A 21,665-nucleotide genomic window follows, 5' to 3' on the forward strand; every position below is an offset into this window, starting at 1 on the left:
ATGATCAAAGGAATTGGACTAGATATCGTAGAAATAACAAGAATAAAGAAAGCAAATGACCTAAGTTCACGGTTTAAAGAAAAAATTTTAACACCACGGGAACTGGGGATTTTCGATCAATTAAAATCTCAAAGACAATTAGAATTTTTGGCAGGAAGATTTTCAGCTAAAGAAGCATATTCTAAAGCAAATGGGACAGGAATAGGAAAGGAGTGTGCATTACAAGATATAGAAATATTACCAGATGAAAAAGGACAACCGATTTTATATTTTAAAGGAGAACTTGCTCAAGGCTTTGTAAGCATCACACATTCAAAAGAATATGCGGCTGCTCAAGTAGTTCTGCTCGCATAATTCTTAAAGCTCGTTCATAAGATGCTTTAATGGAAAATGGAGAAAGGATGGAGATTTGCGAAAATTTCTCACTTTAGGACTAGTATTGATAACTGCAGTATTATTGTTAGTAGCATGTGGATCAAATTCAAAAGAGGATGTTGTGAAAAAGACAAGCAAGAAGTGGACAGCTGCTAAAGGGTATGAAGTTAAAGCTGTTATGGAGATCAAAACGAATGGAGATTCAAAAAAATACGATGTAAATGTATGGCATACAAAGCCTGAATTTTATCGTGTTGCAGTATCTGAAGAAGGTCAAGAAACCTCTCAAATGATTATAAGAAACGAAGAAGGCGTGTTTGTTGTAACACCATCTCTAAAAAAGACGTATAAATTCCAAAGTGATTGGCCAAAGCAAAATAGCCAAGGATATCTTATTAATGCTTTGGCAGATGATTTAGCTGCGGATAAAACTGCAGAAATGAAAGAGACAAAAAATGCTTATATCTTTAAAGCGAAAACCCGTAATAATCATTCTAAAATGCTTCCATCTCAACAAGTTTATATCGACAAAAAGACTTTGTTACCAACAAAAGTAATTGTGTTAAATGAAGCCAATGAAGAACAAATCCGCATTACCTTTAAAAAGATTACACTTGGTGTAGCTAAAAAGGCTTCTGATTATGCAATCGAGGACTTTACAAAGACAAGCGATACAAAAGCAGATAACAAAGACTCTAAAACAGATGCAGCATCAACAGAAGAAACAGATAAGGGAGATGGCACTGCTGCCACTACAAGTGAACAAAAAACAACAGATGATAAAACAACAGACGATAAAGCAACCGATAAACAGTCTACAAATGAAGAAGGAAATGCAGCGACAAGTGAAGATACAATCACAACATCAGCAGATGCAAATGCTACAGATAATACTGAAAATGCCGGTGCAGATGTAGATTCTGAAGATTTTAAAACACATTACCCTGTATTAAAATGGGATAATGTTAAATTAACAGATGAAGAATCCTTACAAATGGATACTGGTACTCGTAAAATTTTATCATTTGAAGGTGATAAGAGCTTTACAATTATCCAAGAAAAAGTGAAAAAAGCTGACCAATTCTATCTCCCAGTATTCTCACCTGGTGATCCTGCAGATTTAGGTTTCACAATTGGAGCAATTACCGATAATTCAATTAGTTGGGAAGCAGATGGGGTTTCATTCTTTATCGCATCAAATGATTTAAGCAAGGATGAATTAATTCAGGTAGCATCTTCAATGGTAAATGGAGAGGTCAAATAACATAATGATTGACCAAAGCTTTTGAAGGGACGATAATAGAAAAAAACAAAATAAGAAGGTTAGTAAAAATGAATGAACTTCTTCAATTTCGTCCTACCAAAGCAATTATAGATTTATCAGCAATTCAATACAATATAGAAAACCTCCGTAAGCATTTGCAATCTAATGTTGAAGTCATTGCAGTAGTAAAAGCAAATGCTTACGGTCATGGTGATGTACAAGTAGCTAAGGCTGCATTAGAAGCAGGAGCAACCATGTTCGCTGTTGCTACACCAGAAGAAGCATTACATTTAAGAGCATCAATTGAAAAGACTCCTATAATGATATTAGGAGCTGTTCCTGTAAATTTTGCACCATACGCTGCAAAAGCTAATATTACACTTACAGTTTTTTCTTCAGAATGGGTTAACGAAGTTACATTAATGTCAAAAGAATTTAACGCTCCTTTAAAAGTACACATAAAAGTTGACAGTGGTATGGGTCGTATCGGTGTACGGACAGAAAAAGAATTAAAAGCTGTATATGATGCGATAACAATGGCTAATAATATAGAAGTAGATGGTATTTTCACTCATTTTGCGACTGCAGATGAAGAAGATACTGAACAGTATGACCATCAATTAGAAGTTTTCAAAGAATTAGTTGCCAGTTTACCGGTAAAACCTCGCTTAGTACATGCAGCAAATACTGCGGCTTCACTAGTTAAAGAAGGCGTTCAGTTTGATGCTGTACGGTTTGGAATTTCTATGTACGGCCTTGCTCCTTCTACATTTGTCGAAAAACATCTACCATATGAATTACATCCTGCCTTAGCTTTAGAAAGTGAATTAGTGCATGTAAAAAAAATAGCTAAAGGTGATACAGTGAGTTATGGCGGTACATATGTAGCGCAACAAGATGAATGGATTGGTACGGTGCCTATTGGCTATGCTGATGGGGTTATTCGTGGATTATCTGGTCAAGAAGTTTTAATAGATGGTTCTAGAGCACCTATTATCGGAAGAATTTGTATGGATCAATGTATGATTCGATTACCTAGAAAAATGGCAGTTGGCGAAAAAGTAGTTTTAATTGGTAAACAACAACAAGATGAGATTCAAATCCAAGAGTGGGCAGATCGACTAGATACAATTGTTTATGAAATACCATGTATGCTTTCACAAAGAGTACCAAGAATCTATAGATGATATGAATATTAAGTAATTAGTAGTTTGTCCTATAAGTCGACAAATTCAGAAAAAAATCAACGCTTATGTCAAATACTTACTGATACTGTCTTTTCAAGGCCTAAATTTAATGTTAGGATAGTAGGTAAGTTAAAGGCATAATAGGTGATTTGTTTGTGGAGGTGTTGGCTGTGAGTCAAAGAAGAATGGAAGAAGTCCTTATCCAATTACCAGAACGAATAGTTTCTGAGAACATTGAACAAGCATATAGACAAATAAAAAAAATAACAAATGATTGCGTTTATATTCCAACAAAACGATCTATTCATACAAATCAAAAAAATCACATACGAGAAGCAATGGTTAAAGGATATGTAGAAATGTCACAAATTAACTTATCTATATGTAGTGAATGCTTACATGTTGAGTATGAAGCGGAACATATGGTGGAGCGACTCGTAAGCGGAGGATGAAAACTTGAACGTTAAACGTGGGGACGTTTTTTTTGCAGATTTATCGCCAGTAATCGGGTCTGAACAAGGAGGCACTAGACCCGTACTGGTTATTCAAAATGATATTGGAAATCGCTTCAGTCCTACAGTAATAATTGCAGCAATAACTGCTCAAATCCAAAAAGCAAAATTACCTACTCATGTAGAGATTGATGCAAAAAAATATGGGTTTGAAAGAGATTCAGTTATTTTATTAGAGCAATTACGTACAATCGATAAATCCAGATTAACTGACAAAATCACACAACTTGATGGACCATTGATGGAAAAAGTAGAGGAAGCTTTAGAAATTAGCTTGGGTCTTTTAAAATTTTAAATAGCATACATATTGAAACACCAGAAAAAATCTGGTGTTTTTTGTATTTATAAGCATATTTATCCACAAATATATAAAAAAATATTACGAAATTAACAGTGTAAAGTTAGAGAATATATTATACAATTAGAAAAAGTTAGTAGTAAAATAGATAATATGGAGTTATCACTATAAAATCTTGAAAGAATAATAATAGTAACTTTATTCATAAAAAATAAATAGAATACATAAGTTATTTAAGTGATTAACCCAATTGAAATGTATTTTATTATGCTATGGTTTTCTTTTGGAAAACAGTATTAGTGCACTTAATAAAGAAAACATTGGAAAACTTAAGTGATTTGGGGGCGTATTTTGGATGGAAGAGTCTTCTGTAGAGATTTTGACAGAATGGGATATTGTTGCCGCACGTCAGCTTGGTCGTAAGGAAGCTAAAGAAATTGGTTTTGGTGCAGTAGATCAAGCACGAATTACGACTGCCATCAGTGAACTAGCCCGTAATATTTATTTATATGCTGAACAAGGAAAAATTGAAGTGACAAGAATTATTGGGCAATTTTCGAAGGGGATTTGTATAGTCGCTTCGGATTCAGGTCCTGGTATAGCTGATATACAGCAAGTGATGCAAGATGGTTTCTCCACTTCTCATGGGTTAGGGGCAGGTTTACCGGGTGTTAGAAGGCTGATGGATGAATTTAAAATAGAGACGGAATTAAAAAAAGGAACTACCATTACCATTAAGAAGTGGCTTCGATTAGAGAATGATTAATGTCATAAATAATATTTAATTGTAAAAGGCACTTATAAAGATATAATTTATACGTAATTAATTAGAAAAGGAATTGTCCAAAGAAACTTTGGACAATTCCTTTTTGGCTTTCAGGAGATTTGTAAATTCTTCCTATGATAAAATAAGGTAGACAAAAGAAAGGTAGTGAACTTATGGACGACAAAAAAATGCATCAGTTAATCGCTTCAGAAATTGGGATTCGTGCAAAGCAAGTCGATCAAGTAATTCAATTATTAGAAGCCTCTAATACAGTACCGTTTATAGCACGCTATCGAAAAGAAGCAACGGGCTCGTTAGATGAGGTTCAGATAAAAGCAATCGAAGATCGATATCATTATATTCAACAATTAGAACAACGTAAACAGGAAGTTATTCGCTTAATTGATGAACAAGGTAAATTAACAGAAGAGCTGGAAAAAGAAATAAATGCAGCGACTATTTTAAAAAGGATTGAAGATTTATATCGTCCATATAAACAAAAACGGCGTACAAAAGCTACAATTGCCAAAGATAAGGGTCTGGAGCCACTCGCTGATCAATTAATGGTATTTGAAAAAACGTCCCTTCAAGAATTAGCGATACCTTTTGTGGGTGAAAAAGTAGACAATGTTGAGGAAGCTTTACAAGGAGCTTGCGATATTTTGGCAGAGCGATTTGCAGATGATGCAGCAATTCGTGAGAAAATACGAAAAATATCTTGGCAGCAAGGGAAGATTCAAACGACTGTAAAAAATGCTGAACTTGATGAGAAAGCTGTATTTGAAATGTATTATGAATATGAAGAACCAGTTAATAAAATTGTTCCTCATCGAATTTTAGCTATTAATCGTGGTGAAAAAGAAGATGTTTTAAAAGTGAGTATTCAAGTACCTGTAGAACGTATGCATCAAGTTATGCGAAATGAGTGGATACCTACTTCATCATCACCTGCTATTTCACAAGTAGAGTTAGCCGTTGAAGATTCATATAAACGATTAATACAACCATCAATTGAACGAGAAATTCGAAATGAGTTAACGGAAAAGGCAGAAGCACAAGCTATTCATATTTTCTCTGAAAACCTACGAAATTTATTGTTACAACCACCGATGAATGGTCAATATGTTCTAGGAGTGGATCCGGCATATCGGACAGGCTGTAAATTAGCAGTTGTTGACGACACAGGTAAAATGCTTGAAATCTCTGTTATCTACCCTCATACAGCAAAAGGTGATGTAGAAAAATCGAAAAAGACATTTTATGATATTTTAGATCGGTATCCGATTTCCATTATTGCCATTGGAAATGGTACAGCATCTCGTGAAACAGAACAATTTGTATCAGAATGTTTAAAAGAATCGGATAGCAATGCAGCTTACGTAATTGTGAGTGAAGCGGGGGCAAGTGTCTATTCGGCATCGGAAATAGCGCGTGAAGAATTCCCAGAACTACAAGTTGAACAAAGAAGTGCTGTATCTATCGCGAGACGTTTGCAAGATCCTTTAGCAGAACTTGTGAAAATTGATCCAAAGGCGGTAGGTGTAGGACAATATCAACATGATGTTTCTCAAAAAAAATTAGAGGAATCATTAACCTTTATAGTAGAAACTGCAGTTAACCAAGTAGGTGTAGATGTAAATACTGCATCACCATCACTACTTCAATATGTATCCGGTTTATCTAAAACAGTAGCTGAGAATATTGTAAAAGTTCGTAGTGAAAATGGTAAATTTACTGCTCGTACACAATTAAAGAAAATTCCAAGATTGGGTGCTAAGACGTATGAGCAAGCTATTGGATTTTTACGTATTCCTAATGCTAAAAACACTTTAGATGCTACCGCTATCCATCCTGAAAGTTATGATTTAGCGAAAAAAATTCTTGAAGCTGCACATATTGATCAGAAACAAATTGGTTCATATGAAGCAGAACAAGCAATTGGACAATTAAATATTTCTGCGTTAAGTAAAGAGTGGGGGATTGGTGAAGTAACTCTCAAAGATGTTGTCGATTCACTTATGAAGCCTTCACGCGATCCTAGGGATGCCTACCCACAACCATTGCTAAAAAAAGATGTTCTTAAAATGGAAGATTTACAACCCGGTATGGAACTTCAAGGTACAGTACGTAATGTTGTTGATTTTGGGGCATTTGTTGATATTGGTGTAAAACAAGATGGTCTTGTACACATTTCTAAGCTAAAAAAAGGATATGTAAAGCACCCGTTAGAAGTTGTAGCACTGGGGGACATCGTAACAGTTTGGGTAGATAAAGTTGAAGCAGAAAAAGGGAGAATTTCTCTTACAATGCTTCCACCTGAGCAACAAATGAATGAATGATATTGATATCTCTAATAGAAGGTATTAATCTGTCTTTGTTAACTTTCATTTTTAGTAAGAGTAAGTGTCCAGCAGTTTGTGGAGAAGAATACTGAAAAAGCAAAGAACAAGATTTTAATGATGGGAATCTTTCCTTGCCATTACTGTTGAAGTGAAATTAGCGTAGAGTCCTCGGATAAAACCTTTAATTTAAAAAGAAATTTGCTATAAAATTCAATACTCCTTTATTATGGAGTATTGAATTTTTGTTAGGAGGTATACTATGAAAGATTGTGATTTACAGCAACTTGTCAGTGATATTTCAGAGCGGGTATTTCAAAAACCGTTTCGACATCAAGCCTATTTCAATAAAAGACTTCGTACAACTGGAGGTCGCTATCTTTTACAATCTCATAATATAGAGATTAATCCTAAAGCATACGAAAAGTATGGTCTGAAAGAAGTAGAAGGGATTATTCGCCATGAACTTTGTCATTATCATCTTCATTTAGAAGGAAAGGGCTATCAACATAGGGATACGGATTTTAGAATCCTTTTGAAAAAGACGAATGCACCTCGTTTTTGCTCAAATTTAGATCAAGGGAATAGAAGAAGGAGAAGTCTAAAACAATACACTTATGTATGTGTTAATTGCGGGACAATCTATCAACGAAAGATTAGATTAAATACAGCTAGATACTGTTGTAGCAAGTGTTTGGGTAAGTTGAAAATAAAAAAATAATTTTTTCAGAAAAACTCTTGACGAATAGATTGTGAGTATCTATAATAATAAATGTCGATAAGATGATAACACATTGAAACGACAAACAATTAAATGTTATTCCGAAGTAGCTCAGTTGGTAGTAGCATCTGACTGTTAATCAGAGGGTCGCAGGTTCGAGTCCTGCCTTCGGAGCCATGGCCCCTTGGTCAAGCGGTTAAGACACCGCCCTTTCACGGCGGTAACACGAGTTCGAATCTCGTAGGGGTCATTATTTTGGTTCGGTAGTTCAGCTGGTTAGAATGCCTGCCTGTCACGCAGGAGGTCGCGGGTTCGAGTCCCGTCCGAACCGCCATTTATTGGGGTATAGCCAAGCGGTAAGGCAACGGATTTTGATTCCGTCATGCCCTGGTTCGAATCCAGGTACCCCAGCCATTTTTTTGTTATTTCAGCTACGAGTCATTAGCTCAGTTGGTAGAGCATCTGACTTTTAATCAGAGGGTCGCTGGTTCGAATCCTGCATGACTCACCATTTTATCCTTGACACGATTAATAAAGTATATTATAATAATACTTGTTGTTAAGATAGGATGCGGTCGTGGCGGAATGGCAGACGCGCTAGGTTGAGGGCCTAGTCGGGGTAAACTCGGTGGAGGTTCAAGTCCTCTCGATCGCACCAAGAAAATTTTATAATATGCGCCCATAGCTCAACTGGATAGAGCGTCTGACTACGGATCAGAAGGTTGTGGATTCGACTTCTGCTGGGCGCACCATATTTTAACTTAATAATCTACGCGGGTGTAGTTTAGTGGTAAAACCACAGCCTTCCAAGCTGTTGTCGGGAGTTCGATTCTCCTCACCCGCTCCAATTTATGAACCTTGAAAACTGAACAAGCAAACGTTAATCAATAAACTTTGATCACTAACATCTTTTAGTGACAAGGACAAATTGTTATCAATAGATAACGCTAGCAAAGCAAATGAGCTTTCAAACTTTACTTTTATGGAGAGTTTGATCCTGGCTCAGGACGAACGCTGGCGGCGTGCCTAATACATGCAAGTCGAGCGAATGATGAGGAGCTTGCTCCTCTGATTTAGCGGCGGACGGGTGAGTAACACGTGGGCAACCTGCCCTGTAGACTGGGATAACTTCGGGAAACCGGAGCTAATACCGGATAATCCATTTCACCTCATGGTGAAATGTTGAAAGGCGCTTTCGGGCGTCACTACAGGATGGGCCCGCGGTGCATTAGCTAGTTGGTGGGGTAACGGCCTACCAAGGCGACGATGCATAGCCGACCTGAGAGGGTGATCGGCCACATTGGGACTGAGACACGGCCCAAACTCCTACGGGAGGCAGCAGTAGGGAATCTTCCACAATGGACGAAAGTCTGATGGAGCAACGCCGCGTGAGTGATGAAGGTTTTCGGATCGTAAAACTCTGTTGTAAGGGAAGAACAAGTACGTTAGGAAATGAACGTACCTTGACGGTACCTTATTAGAAAGCCACGGCTAACTACGTGCCAGCAGCCGCGGTAATACGTAGGTGGCAAGCGTTGTCCGGATTTATTGGGCGTAAAGCGCGCGCAGGCGGTTTCTTAAGTCTGATGTGAAAGCCCACGGCTTAACCGTGGAGGGTCATTGGAAACTGGGAGACTTGAGTGCAGAAGAGGAAAGTGGAATTCCAAGTGTAGCGGTGAAATGCGTAGAGATTTGGAGGAACACCAGTGGCGAAGGCGACTTTCTGGTCTGCAACTGACGCTGAGGCGCGAAAGCATGGGGAGCAAACAGGATTAGATACCCTGGTAGTCCATGCCGTAAACGATGAGTGCTAAGTGTTAGGGGGTTTCCGCCCCTTAGTGCTGCAGCTAACGCATTAAGCACTCCGCCTGGGGAGTACGACCGCAAGGTTGAAACTCAAAGGAATTGACGGGGGCCCGCACAAGCGGTGGAGCATGTGGTTTAATTCGAAGCAACGCGAAGAACCTTACCAGGTCTTGACATCCCAGTGACCACTCTAGAGATAGAGTTTTCCCTTCGGGGACATTGGTGACAGGTGGTGCATGGTTGTCGTCAGCTCGTGTCGTGAGATGTTGGGTTAAGTCCCGCAACGAGCGCAACCCTTAATCTTAGTTGCCATCATTTAGTTGGGCACTCTAAGGTGACTGCCGGTGACAAACCGGAGGAAGGTGGGGATGACGTCAAATCATCATGCCCCTTATGACCTGGGCTACACACGTGCTACAATGGACGGTACAAAGAGTCGCTAACTCGCGAGAGCACGCTAATCTCATAAAACCGTTCTCAGTTCGGATTGTAGGCTGCAACTCGCCTACATGAAGCCGGAATCGCTAGTAATCGCGGATCAGCATGCCGCGGTGAATACGTTCCCGGGCCTTGTACACACCGCCCGTCACACCACGAGAGTTTGTAACACCCGAAGTCGGTGAGGTAACCTTTTGGAGCCAGCCGCCGAAGGTGGGATAGATGATTGGGGTGAAGTCGTAACAAGGTAGCCGTATCGGAAGGTGCGGCTGGATCACCTCCTTTCTAAGGAATATTTCGGAATACAGACCTTGGGTCTGTAAGATTAACGGTTGCTGTTCAGTTTTGAAGGCTCATCGCTTTCAAAACTTGTTCTTTGAAAACTGGATAAAACGACATTGAAGAAATTCTTAAGTAACACATTTTTTTATATTAAGTTTTAAATTTTTTAGGCTTAATAACTTGAAAGTTGTAAAAGGTTTCAAGACACGAGTAGTACTAGGAAATGAGTGAGTGAAAACCGGAGTGCACTTTGGTGCATGAGGATTTGAACGAGTGAAATTGACGACGTAATGCGATGTGTATTGAAAACTGAAGGTTAAGTTATTAAGGGCGCATGGCGGATGCCTTGGCACTAGAAGCCGATGAAGGACGGCACTAACACCGATATGCTTCGGGGAGCTGTAAGTAAGCTATGATCCGGAGATTTCCGAATGGGGGAACCCACTGTTCGTAATGGGACAGTATCTTGACGTGAATACATAGCGTCATGATGGCAGACTCAGGGAACTGAAACATCTAAGTACCTGAAGGAAGAGAAAGAAAATTCGATTCCCTTAGTAGCGGCGAGCGAAATGGGAAGAGCCCAAACCAAGAGGCTTGCCTCTTGGGGTTGTAGGACACTCTATACGGAGTTACAAAGGAATGAATTAGACGAAGCGGTTTGGAAAGACCTACCGAAGAAGGTAACAGTCCTGTAGTCAAAAGTTCATTCCCTCCAGAGTGGATCCTGAGTACGGCGGAACACGTGAAATTCCGTCGGAATCTGGGAGGACCATCTCCTAAGGCTAAATACTCTCTAGTGACCGATAGTGAACCAGTACCGTGAGGGAAAGGTGAAAAGCACCCCGGGAGGGGAGTGAAAGAGATCCTGAAACCATGTGCCTACAAGTAGTTAGAGCCCGTTAATGGGTGATAGCGTGCCTTTTGTAGAATGAACCGGCGAGTTACGATTACATGCAAGGTTAAGTTGAAAAGACGGAGCCGTAGCGAAAGCGAGTCTGAATAGGGCGAATGAGTATGTGGTCGTAGACCCGAAACCAGGTGATCTACCCATGTCCAGGGTGAAGGTAAGGTAACACTTACTGGAGGCCCGAACCCACGCACGTTGAAAAGTGCGGGGATGAGGTGTGGGTAGCGGAGAAATTCCAATCGAACTTGGAGATAGCTGGTTCTCTCCGAAATAGCTTTAGGGCTAGCCTCGTGATAGAGAATCCTGGAGGTAGAGCACTGTTTGGACTAGGGGTCCATCCCGGATTACCGAATTCAGACAAACTCCGAATGCCAGTGATTTATGCACGGGAGTCAGACTGCGAGTGATAAGATCCGTAGTCAAAAGGGAAACAGCCCAGACCACCAGCTAAGGTCCCAAAGTAATTGTTAAGTGGAAAAGGATGTGACGTTGCTTAGACAACCAGGATGTTGGCTCAGAAGCAGCCACCATTTAAAGAGTGCGTAATAGCTCACTGGTCGAGTGACGCTGCGCCGAAAATGTATCGGGGCTAAACAATTCACCGAAGCTGTGGATAGACATCTACGATGTCTGTGGTAGGAGAGCGTTCTAAGTGCTGTGAAGTCAGACCGGAAGGACTGGTGGAGCGCTTAGAAGTGAGAATGCCGGTATGAGTAGCGAAAGATGGGTGAGAATCCCATCCACCGAATGACTAAGGTTTCCTGAGGAAGGCTCGTCCTCTCAGGGTTAGTCGGGACCTAAGCCGAGGCCGACAGGCGTAGGCGATGGATAACAGGTTGATATTCCTGTACCACCTCCCTACCATTTGAGTAATGGGGGGACACAGTAGGATAGGGTAAGCGCACTGTTGGTTATGTGCGTCTAAATAGTAAGACGTGAGAGTAGGCAAATCCGCTCTCTATAACGTTGAGCTATGATGGCGAGCTCGTATGAGCGAAGTTCCTGATTTCACACTGTCAAGAAAAGCCTCTAGCGAGGTAGGAGGTGCCCGTACCGCAAACCGACACAGGTAGTCGAGGAGAGAATCCTAAGGTGAGCGAGAGAACTCTCGTTAAGGAACTCGGCAAAATGACCCCGTAACTTCGGGAGAAGGGGTGCTCTAGTAGGGTGCAAGCCCGAGAGAGCCGCAGTGAATAGGCCCAGGCGACTGTTTAGCAAAAACACAGGTCTCTGCAAAACCGTAAGGTGACGTATAGGGGCTGACGCCTGCCCGGTGCTGGAAGGTTAAGGGGATTGCTTAGCGCAAGCGAAGGTGAGAACCGAAGCCCCAGTAAACGGCGGCCGTAACTATAACGGTCCTAAGGTAGCGAAATTCCTTGTCGGGTAAGTTCCGACCCGCACGAAAGGCGTAACGATCTGGGCACTGTCTCAACGAGAGACTCGGTGAAATTATAGTACCTGTGAAGATGCAGGTTACCCGCGACAGGACGGAAAGACCCCGTGGAGCTTTACTGTAGCCTGATATTGAATTTTGGTACAGCTTGTACAGGATAGGTAGGAGCCAGAGAGACCGGAGCGCCAGCTTCGGTGGAGGCGTCCTTGGGATACTACCCCAGCTGTATTGAAATTCTAACCCGTACCCCTAAGCGGGGTAGGAGACAGTGTCAGGCGGACAGTTTGACTGGGGCGGTCGCCTCCTAAAGAGTAACGGAGGCGCCCAAAGGTTCCCTCAGAATGGTTGGAAATCATTCGCAGAGTGTAAAGGCACAAGGGAGCTTGACTGCGAGACCTACAAGTCGAGCAGGGTCGAAAGACGGGCTTAGTGATCCGGTGGTTCCGCATGGAAGGGCCATCGCTCAACGGATAAAAGCTACCCCGGGGATAACAGGCTTATCTCCCCCAAGAGTCCACATCGACGGGGAGGTTTGGCACCTCGATGTCGGCTCATCGCATCCTGGGGCTGTAGTCGGTCCCAAGGGTTGGGCTGTTCGCCCATTAAAGCGGTACGCGAGCTGGGTTCAGAACGTCGTGAGACAGTTCGGTCCCTATCCGTCGTGGGCGTAGGAAATTTGAGAGGAGCTGTCCTTAGTACGAGAGGACCGGGATGGACACACCGCTGGTGTACCAGTTGTTCTGCCAAGAGCATCGCTGGGTAGCTATGTGTGGACGGGATAAGTGCTGAAAGCATCTAAGCATGAAGCCCCCCTCAAGATGAGATTTCCCATTACGCAAGTAAGTAAGATCCCTTGAAGACGACAAGGTAGATAGGTTCGAGGTGGAAGTGTGGTGACACATGGAGCTGACGAATACTAATCGATCGAGGACTTAACCAAAAGTTGATTTAAGAACTTCAATAAACGTTTATCCAGTTTTGAAAGAACAAATCTTTCTATAGATGAGATTTTCAAGATACGAGCAGTACGAGGAAACGAACGAGTGAGAACCGGAGTGTACTTATGTACATGAGGATTCGAATGAGTGAAGTTGACGAAGTAATGCGAAGTAGATTGTAAATCGAAGGTCTAGTAATGATGGCAAGGAGGTCACACCTGTTCCCATGCCGAACACAGAAGTTAAGCTCTTTAGCGCCGATGGTAGTTGGGGGCTGTCCCCCTGCGAGAGTAGGACGTTGCTAGGCAAATAAGCACACTATTGATTTTATTATCAGTAGTGTGCTTTTGTGTGAAAATGGTGACGCATACCTATCTTATTTCGCATGTGAAATAAGAAGGCTAATGATTAAAATACTATTGCAGTATTCATAAAATACCTGCTATAATAAATCCTGTCAAAATGCAATGGTTCGGTAGTTCAGCTGGTTAGAATGCCTGCCTGTCACGCAGGAGGTCGCGGGTTCGAGTCCCGTCCGAACCGCCATTTATTGAATGTAAATGCAAACACAGCTAAAGAAGCTGTGTTATTTTTTTATGTCCAGATGTTTCAACCCGTTCACTTTGAACATTTGTTCAGCTTTAGGTAAACTATAAGTAATGTGAATTTGAGAGGACGAAGACAATGACAATGGAAATTATGGTTACTTCTTTAGAAGAAACCAATCGATTAGCGTTGAAGTTGGCTAATTTATTAGAAGCACAGGATACGATTACTCTTGAAGGTGATTTGGGTGCTGGTAAAACGACATTTACACAATGTTTAGCAAAAGGTCTTGGAATAACCCGTACAGTTAATAGTCCAACATTTACGATTTTAAAACAATACGAGGGAAGATTACCCTTAAATCATTTAGATGTCTATCGATTAGCAGATAGTGATGAAGATCTTGGTTGGGATGAGATTTTCTATGGTGATGCAGTCTCTGTTGTAGAATGGGCACACTTAATAGAACAGGATCTCCCTGCTGAACGGTTAGCCATTTATATTCAACGTGTTGATGAAAAGAAAAGAAGATTTTTATTGAAACCAATCGGAAAACGCTATGAACGATTGTGTGAGGAGTTAATGAAATGATCTGGTTAGGGATAGATACAGCAAATTCTCCTTTAGCTGTTGCCATTGTAAAAGATGGACAAGTTATTGCAGCTGAAGTGACAAATATAAAAGTAAATCATTCTGCAGGCGTAATGCCCGCGATTGATTGGATTTTTAAAAAAGTGAAGATGTCTCCAAAGGATATTGATGCAATTGCAGTCAGTCAAGGACCTGGCTCATATACAGGTGTACGAATAGGAGTAACAATAGCAAAAACATTATCTTGGACATTACAAAAGCCATTAGTTGGTGTTTCAAGTTTAAAAATACTTGCATCAAATGCAGAGATGTATCAAGGGGCTATTTGTGCTGTAATAGATGCAAGACGCCAAAATGTATATGCTGCAGTATACGATGCAACTAACGGGCTTTCCCCAATAGTAGAAGATGGTCATTATAGTATGGTAGGTTTATTAGCACAATTAAAAAAACTGGATCGACCAGTGCTATTTGTCGGACATGATGTAGATAATTTTTGGGAACTCATTAAAAAAGAATTAGGGGAACGGGCATTAAGAGCGCCGTATACACTAGATCTACCAAATGCTGCACAGCTTATTCATTTAGCGGAACAACAAGAGCTACCTTCTCTAGAAGCTACTCATACATTTGTACCAAAGTATTGTCGTTTAGCAGAAGCTGAAGCAAACTGGTTGAAAGAGCAGAAGGGTAAACAATAGGTGATGCGATGATTGCGTATCGACAAATGACTATTGAAGATGTTGAGGCAGTACATAGTATCGAGGAAGCTGTTTTTGCTACACCTTGGACACTTGATGCCTTTTATCATGAAATGACAACCAATACACAAGCCACATATGTCGTTGCTGTGGACGAAACAGATGCAATAATCGGCTTTTGTGGCATGTGGATTGTTTTAGATGAAAGCCAAATTACGAATGTAGCCGTACTTCCTGCTGGTAGAGGAAAAGGTATTGGCGAAGGTCTGATGCGTGAAGCAATACGCATTGCAAAAGAAAAAGGGGTTATCGTCATGAGTCTAGAAGTACGTGTAACAAATACTGTTGCACAAAACTTGTATCGAAAACTTGGATTTCAAGAAGGCGGAATTCGTAAAGGTTACTATACTGATAATCAAGAGGACGCTCTTGTCATGTGGGTGAATTTATAATGGAAAAAGATCTATATATATTAGGCATTGAAAGTAGTTGCGATGAAACGGCTGCTTCCATTGTAAAAAATGGACATGAGATTGTTTCCAATGTGGTGGCATCTCAAATTGAAAGTCATAAACGTTTTGGTGGTGTTGTACCTGAAATCGCTTCTCGCCATCACGTAGAGCAAGTAACAATTGTTATTGAGGAAGCGTTACAACAAGCAAATATGAAGCCTGAAGATTTAGATGCAGTTTGTGTGACAGAAGGTCCTGGTCTTGTTGGAGCGTTATTAATAGGTATTAATGCTACTAAGGCATTTGCATTTGCAAATAATTTACCATTAGTGGGTGTTCACCATATTGCAGGACACATCTATGCAAACGCATTGATGCAACCAATGGAATTTCCATTGCTTGCATTAGTTGTATCAGGTGGTCACACAGAACTAGTTCTAATGAAGGCTGATGGATGTTTTGAATTAATCGGAGAAACACGCGATGATGCAGCTGGGGAAGCTTATGATAAGGTGGCACGTGTTTTAAATATTCCTTATCCAGGTGGGCCACAAATTGATCGCTTGGCACATGAAAGTGATGGTGCAGTTGAGTTTCCACGAGTTTGGTTGGAGCATGATTCTTATGATTTTAGCTTTAGCGGATTAAAATCAGCGGTTATTAATTACAAACACAATGCAGATCAACGTGGGGAAGAAATTAACCCTATGCATGTTGCAAAAGGTTTCCAAGATAGTGTTGTTGAAGTATTAACTTCAAAGACTTTGCGAGCAGCTCGTGAATTTAATGTTAAACAAGTAATTGCAGCAGGTGGTGTTTCAGCAAATAAAGGTTTACGTTCTTCATTAGAGGAGACTTTCAAAAAAGAAGGTATACCATTCTATGTGCCACCATTAAAATTGTGTACAGACAATGCAGCAATGATTGCAGCTGCAGGTACATCTATGTTTAAAGCCGGAAAACGAAGTGATTTAACATTAAATGGTCGACCAGGATTGGAGTTAATGTCTTGGAACGACTAAAATAGACAGATAAAGACTTTCACTAAAAAAGTGAAAGTCTTTATTTATTAGTAAAAATTATAAGAAAATTCGAAAATAATCCACAAATTGTGGATAACATGTGGATAAAATGTGTGTTTTCTATATATAGTGGTGACTTTTACACAATTTCCTGTTTATATCTTTAATTGAAATTGTGGATAATGTGGAAAAGTCTATTTATATATTGAAATAATGGGATATATTCTGTGAATAAATCTGTGGAAAGAAATTAGATGAAAATTTATTATTGACCAATATATAGACAAGAATCCCCTTGAAACGACAAAGGAATTGTCGAAAATGAGCTTCTGACAATTCCTTTGATGCATTTTAGATTCTAAAAGAATGGACCCTAGTGGTAGAACAGTTGAAATAACAATAATCTTAAATCAAAACCTCACGTTTTAATCATGTTATTCAAATTCTTCTAATTGTTCATTTAGTTCGATCCATTCCAGTTCATTTTCTTCATGTTGTACTTTAATACCATCTAGTTCAGTTTGGAGTACCACAACCTTTTCGTGATCTTGGAAAATTTCAGGATCACAAAGCTTTTCTTCAATTTCTTTTATTTGGATATCAAAAGTACTTAAAGCTTCTTCAATTTCTTCTATACGACGGCGAATTTTCCTTTCTTTTTTCTTTGCTTCTTTATCGATTTGCGTATTCTTTTGTTTTTTGATGATTGTTTCTTTAGCTTGAGGTAATGCTGCTAGTTTTTCTGCTGCTATTTCTTCAAGTTCTTTTTTCTTTTCAATATAGTAGTCATAATCACCAAGATATTCTGTAGTACCATCATTTGAAAGTTCTATTACCTTTGTTGCGATACGGTTGATGAAGTAACGGTCATGTGATACGAAAAGTAATGTACCGGGATAGTCTATAAGAGCATTTTCTAATACCTCTTTGCTATCTAAGTCTAGATGGTTTGTTGGTTCATCGAGAACAAGCAAATTAGATTTTTGAAGCATTAATTTAGCTAATGATAAACGAGCCTTTTCGCCACCTGATAGATCATGAACAATTTTATCCACATCTTCACCAGAGAAGAGGAAACGTCCAAGAACAGTACGAATATCTTTTTCGTTCATTAATGGCCATTCATCCCAAAGTTCTTTTAATACAGTTTTATTACTTGTTAACTTTGCTAGTTCTTGATCGTAGTAGCCGATCTGTACATTTGTTCCGTAACGAATATCACCAGCAAGTGCTATTTTATCTTTAACAATGGTTTTTAATAATGTAGATTTGCCAACACCATTTGGACCAACAAGGGCAATACGATCTTGACGATAAACACGCATTTTGATATTTTTTGATATTTCTTTTCCTTCATAGCCAATGGTCAAATCATTTATAGAGAGAACATCATTTCCACTTTGGCGTTCAATGCTAAATGTAAAAGTAGCTGATTTTTCGTCGCCATCTGGTGAATCCATCCAATCTGTTCTTTCAAGGATTTTACGTCGACTTTGAGCCATCTTCGTAGTAGAAGCACGCGCAATGTTTTTTTGGATAAAAGCCTCTAACTTTGCCTTTTCACCTTGTTGTTTTTCGAATAGTTTACGGTCTCGTTCATAGTTCTTTGCTTTCTGATCTAAATAATCACTATAATTACCTGTGAATTTCGTGACATGATGACGAGAAACTTCATATACAATTGAAACAACTTGATCTAAGAAGTAGCGGTCGTGTGATACGATGAGTATAGCACCCTCATAATTCTTTAAGAAGTTTTCAAGCCAACTTAACGTTTCAATATCTAGGTGGTTAGTAGGTTCATCTAGAATAAGTAGCTCTGGTTTGCTTAATAACAGTTTAGCAAGTGCTAGACGAGTTCTTTGACCACCTGATAGTGAAGAGATTTTCTGGTCGTAACTTTCTGGATAGAATTGCATACCGTGTAACACTGAACGTGTATCAGCTTCATATTGATAGCCACCATGCTCTTTGAAATCATGTTGTAACTGATCGTATTCAGCCATAATTTTCGAGTAAGCTTCTGTATTTTCATATATTGCAGGATCAGCCATTTTTCGTTCTAATTTTCGAAGTTGTTCTTCTTGTTTTTTTAATGGTTCGAAAATCGTCATCATTTCTTCCCAAATTGTAAGTGTAGATTCTAGTCCAGCATGTTGGTCTAGATACCCTAATCGAATATCTTTGGGCATGATAATATCACCAGAATCATAAGAAAGCTGTCCTGCAATTATTTTCAATAGTGTAGATTTACCTGCTCCATTGCGACCTACAAGTGCAACGCGATCTCGATGTTGGACTTCAAGTTTAACTCCACTTAAAATTTCATCTGCAATATAAGATTTATATAATTGATTGACCTGTAAAACGATCATATTAGACACCTCAGTTCAATCCTAGTTTAAAGGAAGATACTTATGTGTGCAACGTAGATAGCTTTACATATAGTCGATCGTCATGTAAGATTGAAACGATTCCGGATTCATTGCAGGAGGAAAATTGTGAAAGCTACAACTAATAATATTCCACAAGCTACAACAAAAAGGCTTCCTCTCTACTATCGCTTCATCCTAAGTTTTGCAGAAGCGGGACAGGAAAGAATATCTTCGAAGGAACTAAGTGAAGCAATGAAGATCGATTCAGCGACTATTCGACGAGATTTTTCACATTTTGGAGCCCTAGGTAAAAAAGGGTATGGATATGATGTACAATACTTACTCAATTTTTTTAGACAAATATTAGACCAAGATGAACGAATGAATGTAGCGATAATCGGAGTAGGGAACCTTGGCAGCGCTTTATTAAATTATAATTTCCAAAAAAGCCATAATATGAAAATTGTTGTGGCGTTTGATACAAGTGGTACCCCAGATGGTACATTTATAAATGATATTCCCGTTTTTCCTCCAGATTTATTAGAGGAGAAATTCGCAGAATATGGTGCAGAGCTACCAATATTAACAGTACCAGCACGTTCAGCACAGTTTATGACTGATCGTCTAGTTAAAATGGGTGTAAAAGGTATATTAAATTTTTCACCTGTACGATTAAATGTTCCAGATAATATTCGAGTGCACACAATTGACTTAACCGTTGAATTACAAACACTAAGTTATTTTATTCGAAACGACAATCCTTGATTTAAAATATTCATAAAAATGGTAATAATAGAAATAGCCAAAAATATATTTATGGGTTAAAATAAGAGCATATTGTTAGGAGGTGTCTGAAATGGGAATTAGTGCTGGAACTGCAGTTATTTTAGGAGTTGTTGCGATACTAATTTTCGGACCGAAGAAATTGCCTGAGCTTGGTAAAGCAATGGGTTCTACTCTCCGTGAATTCAAAAATGCTACAAAAGGTTTAGCAGATGATGATGATACTTCTAAAAAAGTATCTGAATCTACAAAATCTGAAGATAAATAAGTTAGGATGTTAGTTGAATGAATAATACTGAACTAACTATTGTCGAACATATAGAAGAATTAAGGAAACGGCTAATTATTGTTGCCGTTTTCTTTGTGATTGCTGTGATTAGCAGCTTTTTTTTAGCAGAACCATTAATCCATTTCTTGCAATATAGCAGTGAGGCAAAACAATTACAGCTCCATTCATTTAAGATAACGGATCCAGTAAACATTTACTTTCAGGTGATTTTTGTCCTGGCAATTGTAATGACATCACCGGTCATCCTATATCAATTTTGGGCTTTTATTAGTCCGGGTTTATATGCAAAGGAACGTAGAGCAACATTAAGATATATTCCATACATTGTACTTTTATTTGTCGGTGGTGTCATGTTCTCTTACGAAGTCCTGTTTCCATACATGATTAAATTCATGGCCGATATGTCTGCTCAGTTAGATGTAGAGCAAACTATTGGTATTAATGAATATTTCCAATTTTTATTACAGATTACATTACCATTTGGAATTGTATTTGAGTTACCCATCGTAGTTCTATTCTTAACGCGTTTAGGGATCATTACACCACAAATGTTATCGAAAGTTCGCAAATATGCCTACTTCATCTTGTTAGTAATTTCGGACATTATAACACCAACAGATGTTATGTCATTGTTTATTGTATCTATTCCGCTTTGCTTTTTATACGAGATTAGTATTATTATTTCTCGTATCGGCTACCGTAAATATTTGAAAGCTGAGCAAAATCATCAAATGGAACTTGCAGCAAGTTCTATTGAAAAAAATCCTTCTACCAAGTAAAGGTAGAAGGATTTTTTTGATTTTTGGAGAATAAATTACTATATATTCTCATTACTGGTATTGTTCTAAAAATTTTCGAATTGGTTCTTGATATAATTGAAAAACAGTAACAAATCCATTAAGCATCATATGAGCAATAATAGATGTCATAATTCGTTTCGTTTTGTGATACAGAAATGCGAATATAAAACCCGATATTGCATATATTATGATGTGTTTGAAATCTAGGTGAATTAGTGCAAATACTATAGAACTAACTATAGCTGCAATAAAGAAATTTGTAGTTTGTACTAATGAACCAAATATAACACGTCTAAAAATAAATTCTTCAAGAATTGGTCCAATAAATACGAGCGCTATTATAGTAATTGGCGCAACATCTGCTATTGAAACAAGGGTTGCCGTATTTTCTGATTTTTGAGTAATGCCTAAAGATCCTTCAATCATAGCACCGATAGATTGACCAACAAATACCATAAAGAAGCCAGTTATACCCCACAAGATAGATGAAGGTATTGAAGCCTTACTTCCTTTATAAATCTTCCAAAAGGTTTGATCACGAGAAGTTAATATAAGGGAGATTAAAAGCGCAAAACCCATACTGATAAAAATATACCAACCTTGCGAAGTCAATATGAGTTCACTTTTACTCATTTCCGGATGACGTCCTTGAATAAAGTGGACCAATGGACGCAAAAATAGGAAAGAGGATAATTGCATCGCAATGTAAATCAATAAAATATATAGTGCTGTTTTTTTAGATTTCAAAATCAGAATCCTCTCTAATAACTTGGTTTCCTCTATTGTAAAATATAAGTGAATAAAAACAAAATTTTTTATGCTTCTTACTTGCAAAAAGAATTAGAATTCATTAATATAATAATTGTGTTAGCACTCG

At 38.9% G+C, this 21,665-nt stretch carries 17 protein-coding genes, 9 tRNA genes and 3 rRNA genes; 27 read left to right on the plus strand and 2 right to left on the minus strand.

Annotated features, from left to right (window positions below; all coding sequences use genetic code 11):
* The 24 genes from acpS (at position 1) to tsaD (ending at position 16,541) form a co-directional block, all read left to right on the plus strand.
* Positions 1–354 (plus strand): holo-ACP synthase, encoded by a 354-nt coding sequence (gene acpS, locus CEF14_RS16000; protein ID WP_102693750.1) that lies wholly within the window; start codon positions 1–3, stop codon positions 352–354.
* 55 nt (positions 355–409) lie between these two features.
* Entirely contained in the window at positions 410–1,639 is a 1,230-nt protein-coding gene (locus CEF14_RS16005) for a LolA family protein (RefSeq protein ID WP_102693751.1), read from the plus strand.
* A 68-nt stretch (positions 1,640–1,707) separates the two neighbouring features.
* Positions 1,708–2,826, plus strand: coding sequence for an alanine racemase (alr, locus tag CEF14_RS16010; RefSeq protein ID WP_102693752.1), 1,119 nt, complete (start codon positions 1,708–1,710; stop codon positions 2,824–2,826).
* 170 nt (positions 2,827–2,996) lie between these two features.
* On the plus strand, positions 2,997–3,278 hold the full coding sequence (locus tag CEF14_RS16015) for a transcriptional regulator (RefSeq protein ID WP_245890195.1): 282 nt from the start codon (positions 2,997–2,999) through the stop codon (positions 3,276–3,278).
* A gap of 4 nt (positions 3,279–3,282) precedes the next feature.
* The gene (locus CEF14_RS16020) at positions 3,283–3,633 is read left to right on the plus strand and encodes a type II toxin-antitoxin system PemK/MazF family toxin (RefSeq protein WP_102693753.1); all 351 of its coding nucleotides are present in this window, start codon (positions 3,283–3,285) and stop codon (positions 3,631–3,633) included.
* Between the two features lie 358 nt (positions 3,634–3,991).
* Positions 3,992–4,402, plus strand: a complete 411-nt coding sequence (locus tag CEF14_RS16025) for an anti-sigma regulatory factor (protein WP_102693754.1) — start codon at positions 3,992–3,994, stop codon at positions 4,400–4,402.
* Positions 4,403–4,575: 173 nt separating this feature from the next.
* Positions 4,576–6,741 (plus strand): Tex family protein, encoded by a 2,166-nt coding sequence (locus tag CEF14_RS16030; RefSeq protein WP_102693755.1) that lies wholly within the window; start codon positions 4,576–4,578, stop codon positions 6,739–6,741.
* 262 nt (positions 6,742–7,003) lie between these two features.
* The gene (locus CEF14_RS16035; RefSeq protein WP_102693756.1) at positions 7,004–7,462 is read left to right on the plus strand and encodes a SprT family protein; all 459 of its coding nucleotides are present in this window, start codon (positions 7,004–7,006) and stop codon (positions 7,460–7,462) included.
* 100 nt (positions 7,463–7,562) lie between these two features.
* A tRNA-Asn gene (locus tag CEF14_RS16040) sits at positions 7,563–7,639 on the plus strand.
* A 1-nt stretch (position 7,640) separates the two neighbouring features.
* Positions 7,641–7,712: transfer RNA gene (locus CEF14_RS16045), tRNA-Glu, on the plus strand.
* A gap of 7 nt (positions 7,713–7,719) precedes the next feature.
* A tRNA-Asp gene (locus CEF14_RS16050) sits at positions 7,720–7,796 on the plus strand.
* Positions 7,797–7,801: 5 nt separating this feature from the next.
* Positions 7,802–7,876, plus strand: a tRNA-Gln gene (locus CEF14_RS16055).
* A gap of 21 nt (positions 7,877–7,897) precedes the next feature.
* A tRNA-Lys gene (locus tag CEF14_RS16060) sits at positions 7,898–7,973 on the plus strand.
* Between the two features lie 60 nt (positions 7,974–8,033).
* A tRNA-Leu gene (locus tag CEF14_RS16065) sits at positions 8,034–8,120 on the plus strand.
* A gap of 17 nt (positions 8,121–8,137) precedes the next feature.
* A tRNA-Arg gene (locus tag CEF14_RS16070) sits at positions 8,138–8,214 on the plus strand.
* Positions 8,215–8,235: 21 nt separating this feature from the next.
* Positions 8,236–8,309, plus strand: a tRNA-Gly gene (locus CEF14_RS16075).
* A gap of 132 nt (positions 8,310–8,441) precedes the next feature.
* Positions 8,442–9,991 (plus strand): 16S ribosomal RNA (locus tag CEF14_RS16080).
* Between the two features lie 311 nt (positions 9,992–10,302).
* Positions 10,303–13,231 (plus strand): 23S ribosomal RNA (locus tag CEF14_RS16085).
* 188 nt (positions 13,232–13,419) lie between these two features.
* Positions 13,420–13,536 (plus strand): 5S ribosomal RNA (gene rrf / locus CEF14_RS16090).
* Together the 16S, 23S and 5S rRNA genes with 9 tRNA genes alongside form the textbook arrangement of a ribosomal RNA operon.
* A 162-nt stretch (positions 13,537–13,698) precedes the next feature.
* Positions 13,699–13,775 (plus strand) — tRNA-Asp (locus CEF14_RS16095).
* Positions 13,776–13,913: 138 nt separating this feature from the next.
* Positions 13,914–14,366, plus strand: a complete 453-nt coding sequence (tsaE, locus tag CEF14_RS16100) for a tRNA (adenosine(37)-N6)-threonylcarbamoyltransferase complex ATPase subunit type 1 TsaE (protein ID WP_102693757.1) — start codon at positions 13,914–13,916, stop codon at positions 14,364–14,366.
* Positions 14,363–15,067 (plus strand): tRNA (adenosine(37)-N6)-threonylcarbamoyltransferase complex dimerization subunit type 1 TsaB, encoded by a 705-nt coding sequence (gene tsaB / locus CEF14_RS16105; protein WP_102693758.1) that lies wholly within the window; start codon positions 14,363–14,365, stop codon positions 15,065–15,067. The genes tsaE and tsaB overlap by 4 nt, the downstream gene beginning before the upstream one ends.
* A gap of 8 nt (positions 15,068–15,075) precedes the next feature.
* Positions 15,076–15,519: a ribosomal protein S18-alanine N-acetyltransferase gene (rimI, locus tag CEF14_RS16110; RefSeq protein ID WP_102693759.1), complete on the plus strand. Its 444-nt coding sequence runs from the start codon at positions 15,076–15,078 to the stop codon at positions 15,517–15,519.
* Positions 15,519–16,541, plus strand: coding sequence for a tRNA (adenosine(37)-N6)-threonylcarbamoyltransferase complex transferase subunit TsaD (tsaD, locus tag CEF14_RS16115; protein WP_102693760.1), 1,023 nt, complete (start codon positions 15,519–15,521; stop codon positions 16,539–16,541). The genes rimI and tsaD overlap by 1 nt, the downstream gene beginning before the upstream one ends.
* A 434-nt stretch (positions 16,542–16,975) precedes the next feature.
* On the opposite strand, the gene CEF14_RS16120 is transcribed toward tsaD, so the two are convergent.
* On the minus strand, positions 16,976–18,916 hold the full coding sequence (locus CEF14_RS16120; RefSeq protein ID WP_102693761.1) for an ABC-F family ATP-binding cassette domain-containing protein: 1,941 nt from the start codon (positions 18,914–18,916) through the stop codon (positions 16,976–16,978).
* Positions 18,917–19,042: 126 nt separating this feature from the next.
* Between CEF14_RS16120 and CEF14_RS16125 the strand changes: the two genes are divergently transcribed.
* From CEF14_RS16125 to tatC, 3 genes are all read left to right on the plus strand, one after another.
* Positions 19,043–19,681, plus strand: coding sequence for a redox-sensing transcriptional repressor Rex (locus CEF14_RS16125; RefSeq protein WP_102693762.1), 639 nt, complete (start codon positions 19,043–19,045; stop codon positions 19,679–19,681).
* 91 nt (positions 19,682–19,772) lie between these two features.
* The gene (locus CEF14_RS16130) at positions 19,773–19,967 is read left to right on the plus strand and encodes a twin-arginine translocase TatA/TatE family subunit (RefSeq protein WP_102693763.1); all 195 of its coding nucleotides are present in this window, start codon (positions 19,773–19,775) and stop codon (positions 19,965–19,967) included.
* Positions 19,968–19,984: 17 nt separating this feature from the next.
* A complete protein-coding gene (gene tatC, locus CEF14_RS16135; RefSeq protein ID WP_102693764.1) occupies positions 19,985–20,767 on the plus strand; it encodes a twin-arginine translocase subunit TatC in 783 nt (260 codons plus the stop codon).
* Positions 20,768–20,818: 51 nt separating this feature from the next.
* Here tatC and CEF14_RS16140 read toward each other — a convergent pair whose 3' ends face one another.
* Positions 20,819–21,535, minus strand: a complete 717-nt coding sequence (locus CEF14_RS16140) for a CPBP family intramembrane glutamic endopeptidase (RefSeq protein ID WP_245890196.1) — start codon at positions 21,533–21,535, stop codon at positions 20,819–20,821.
* Positions 21,536–21,665 lie beyond the last annotated feature (130 nt).

The organism is Rummeliibacillus pycnus, from assembly GCF_002884495.1.
Classification (GTDB): domain Bacteria; phylum Bacillota; class Bacilli; order Bacillales_A; family Planococcaceae; genus Rummeliibacillus; species Rummeliibacillus pycnus.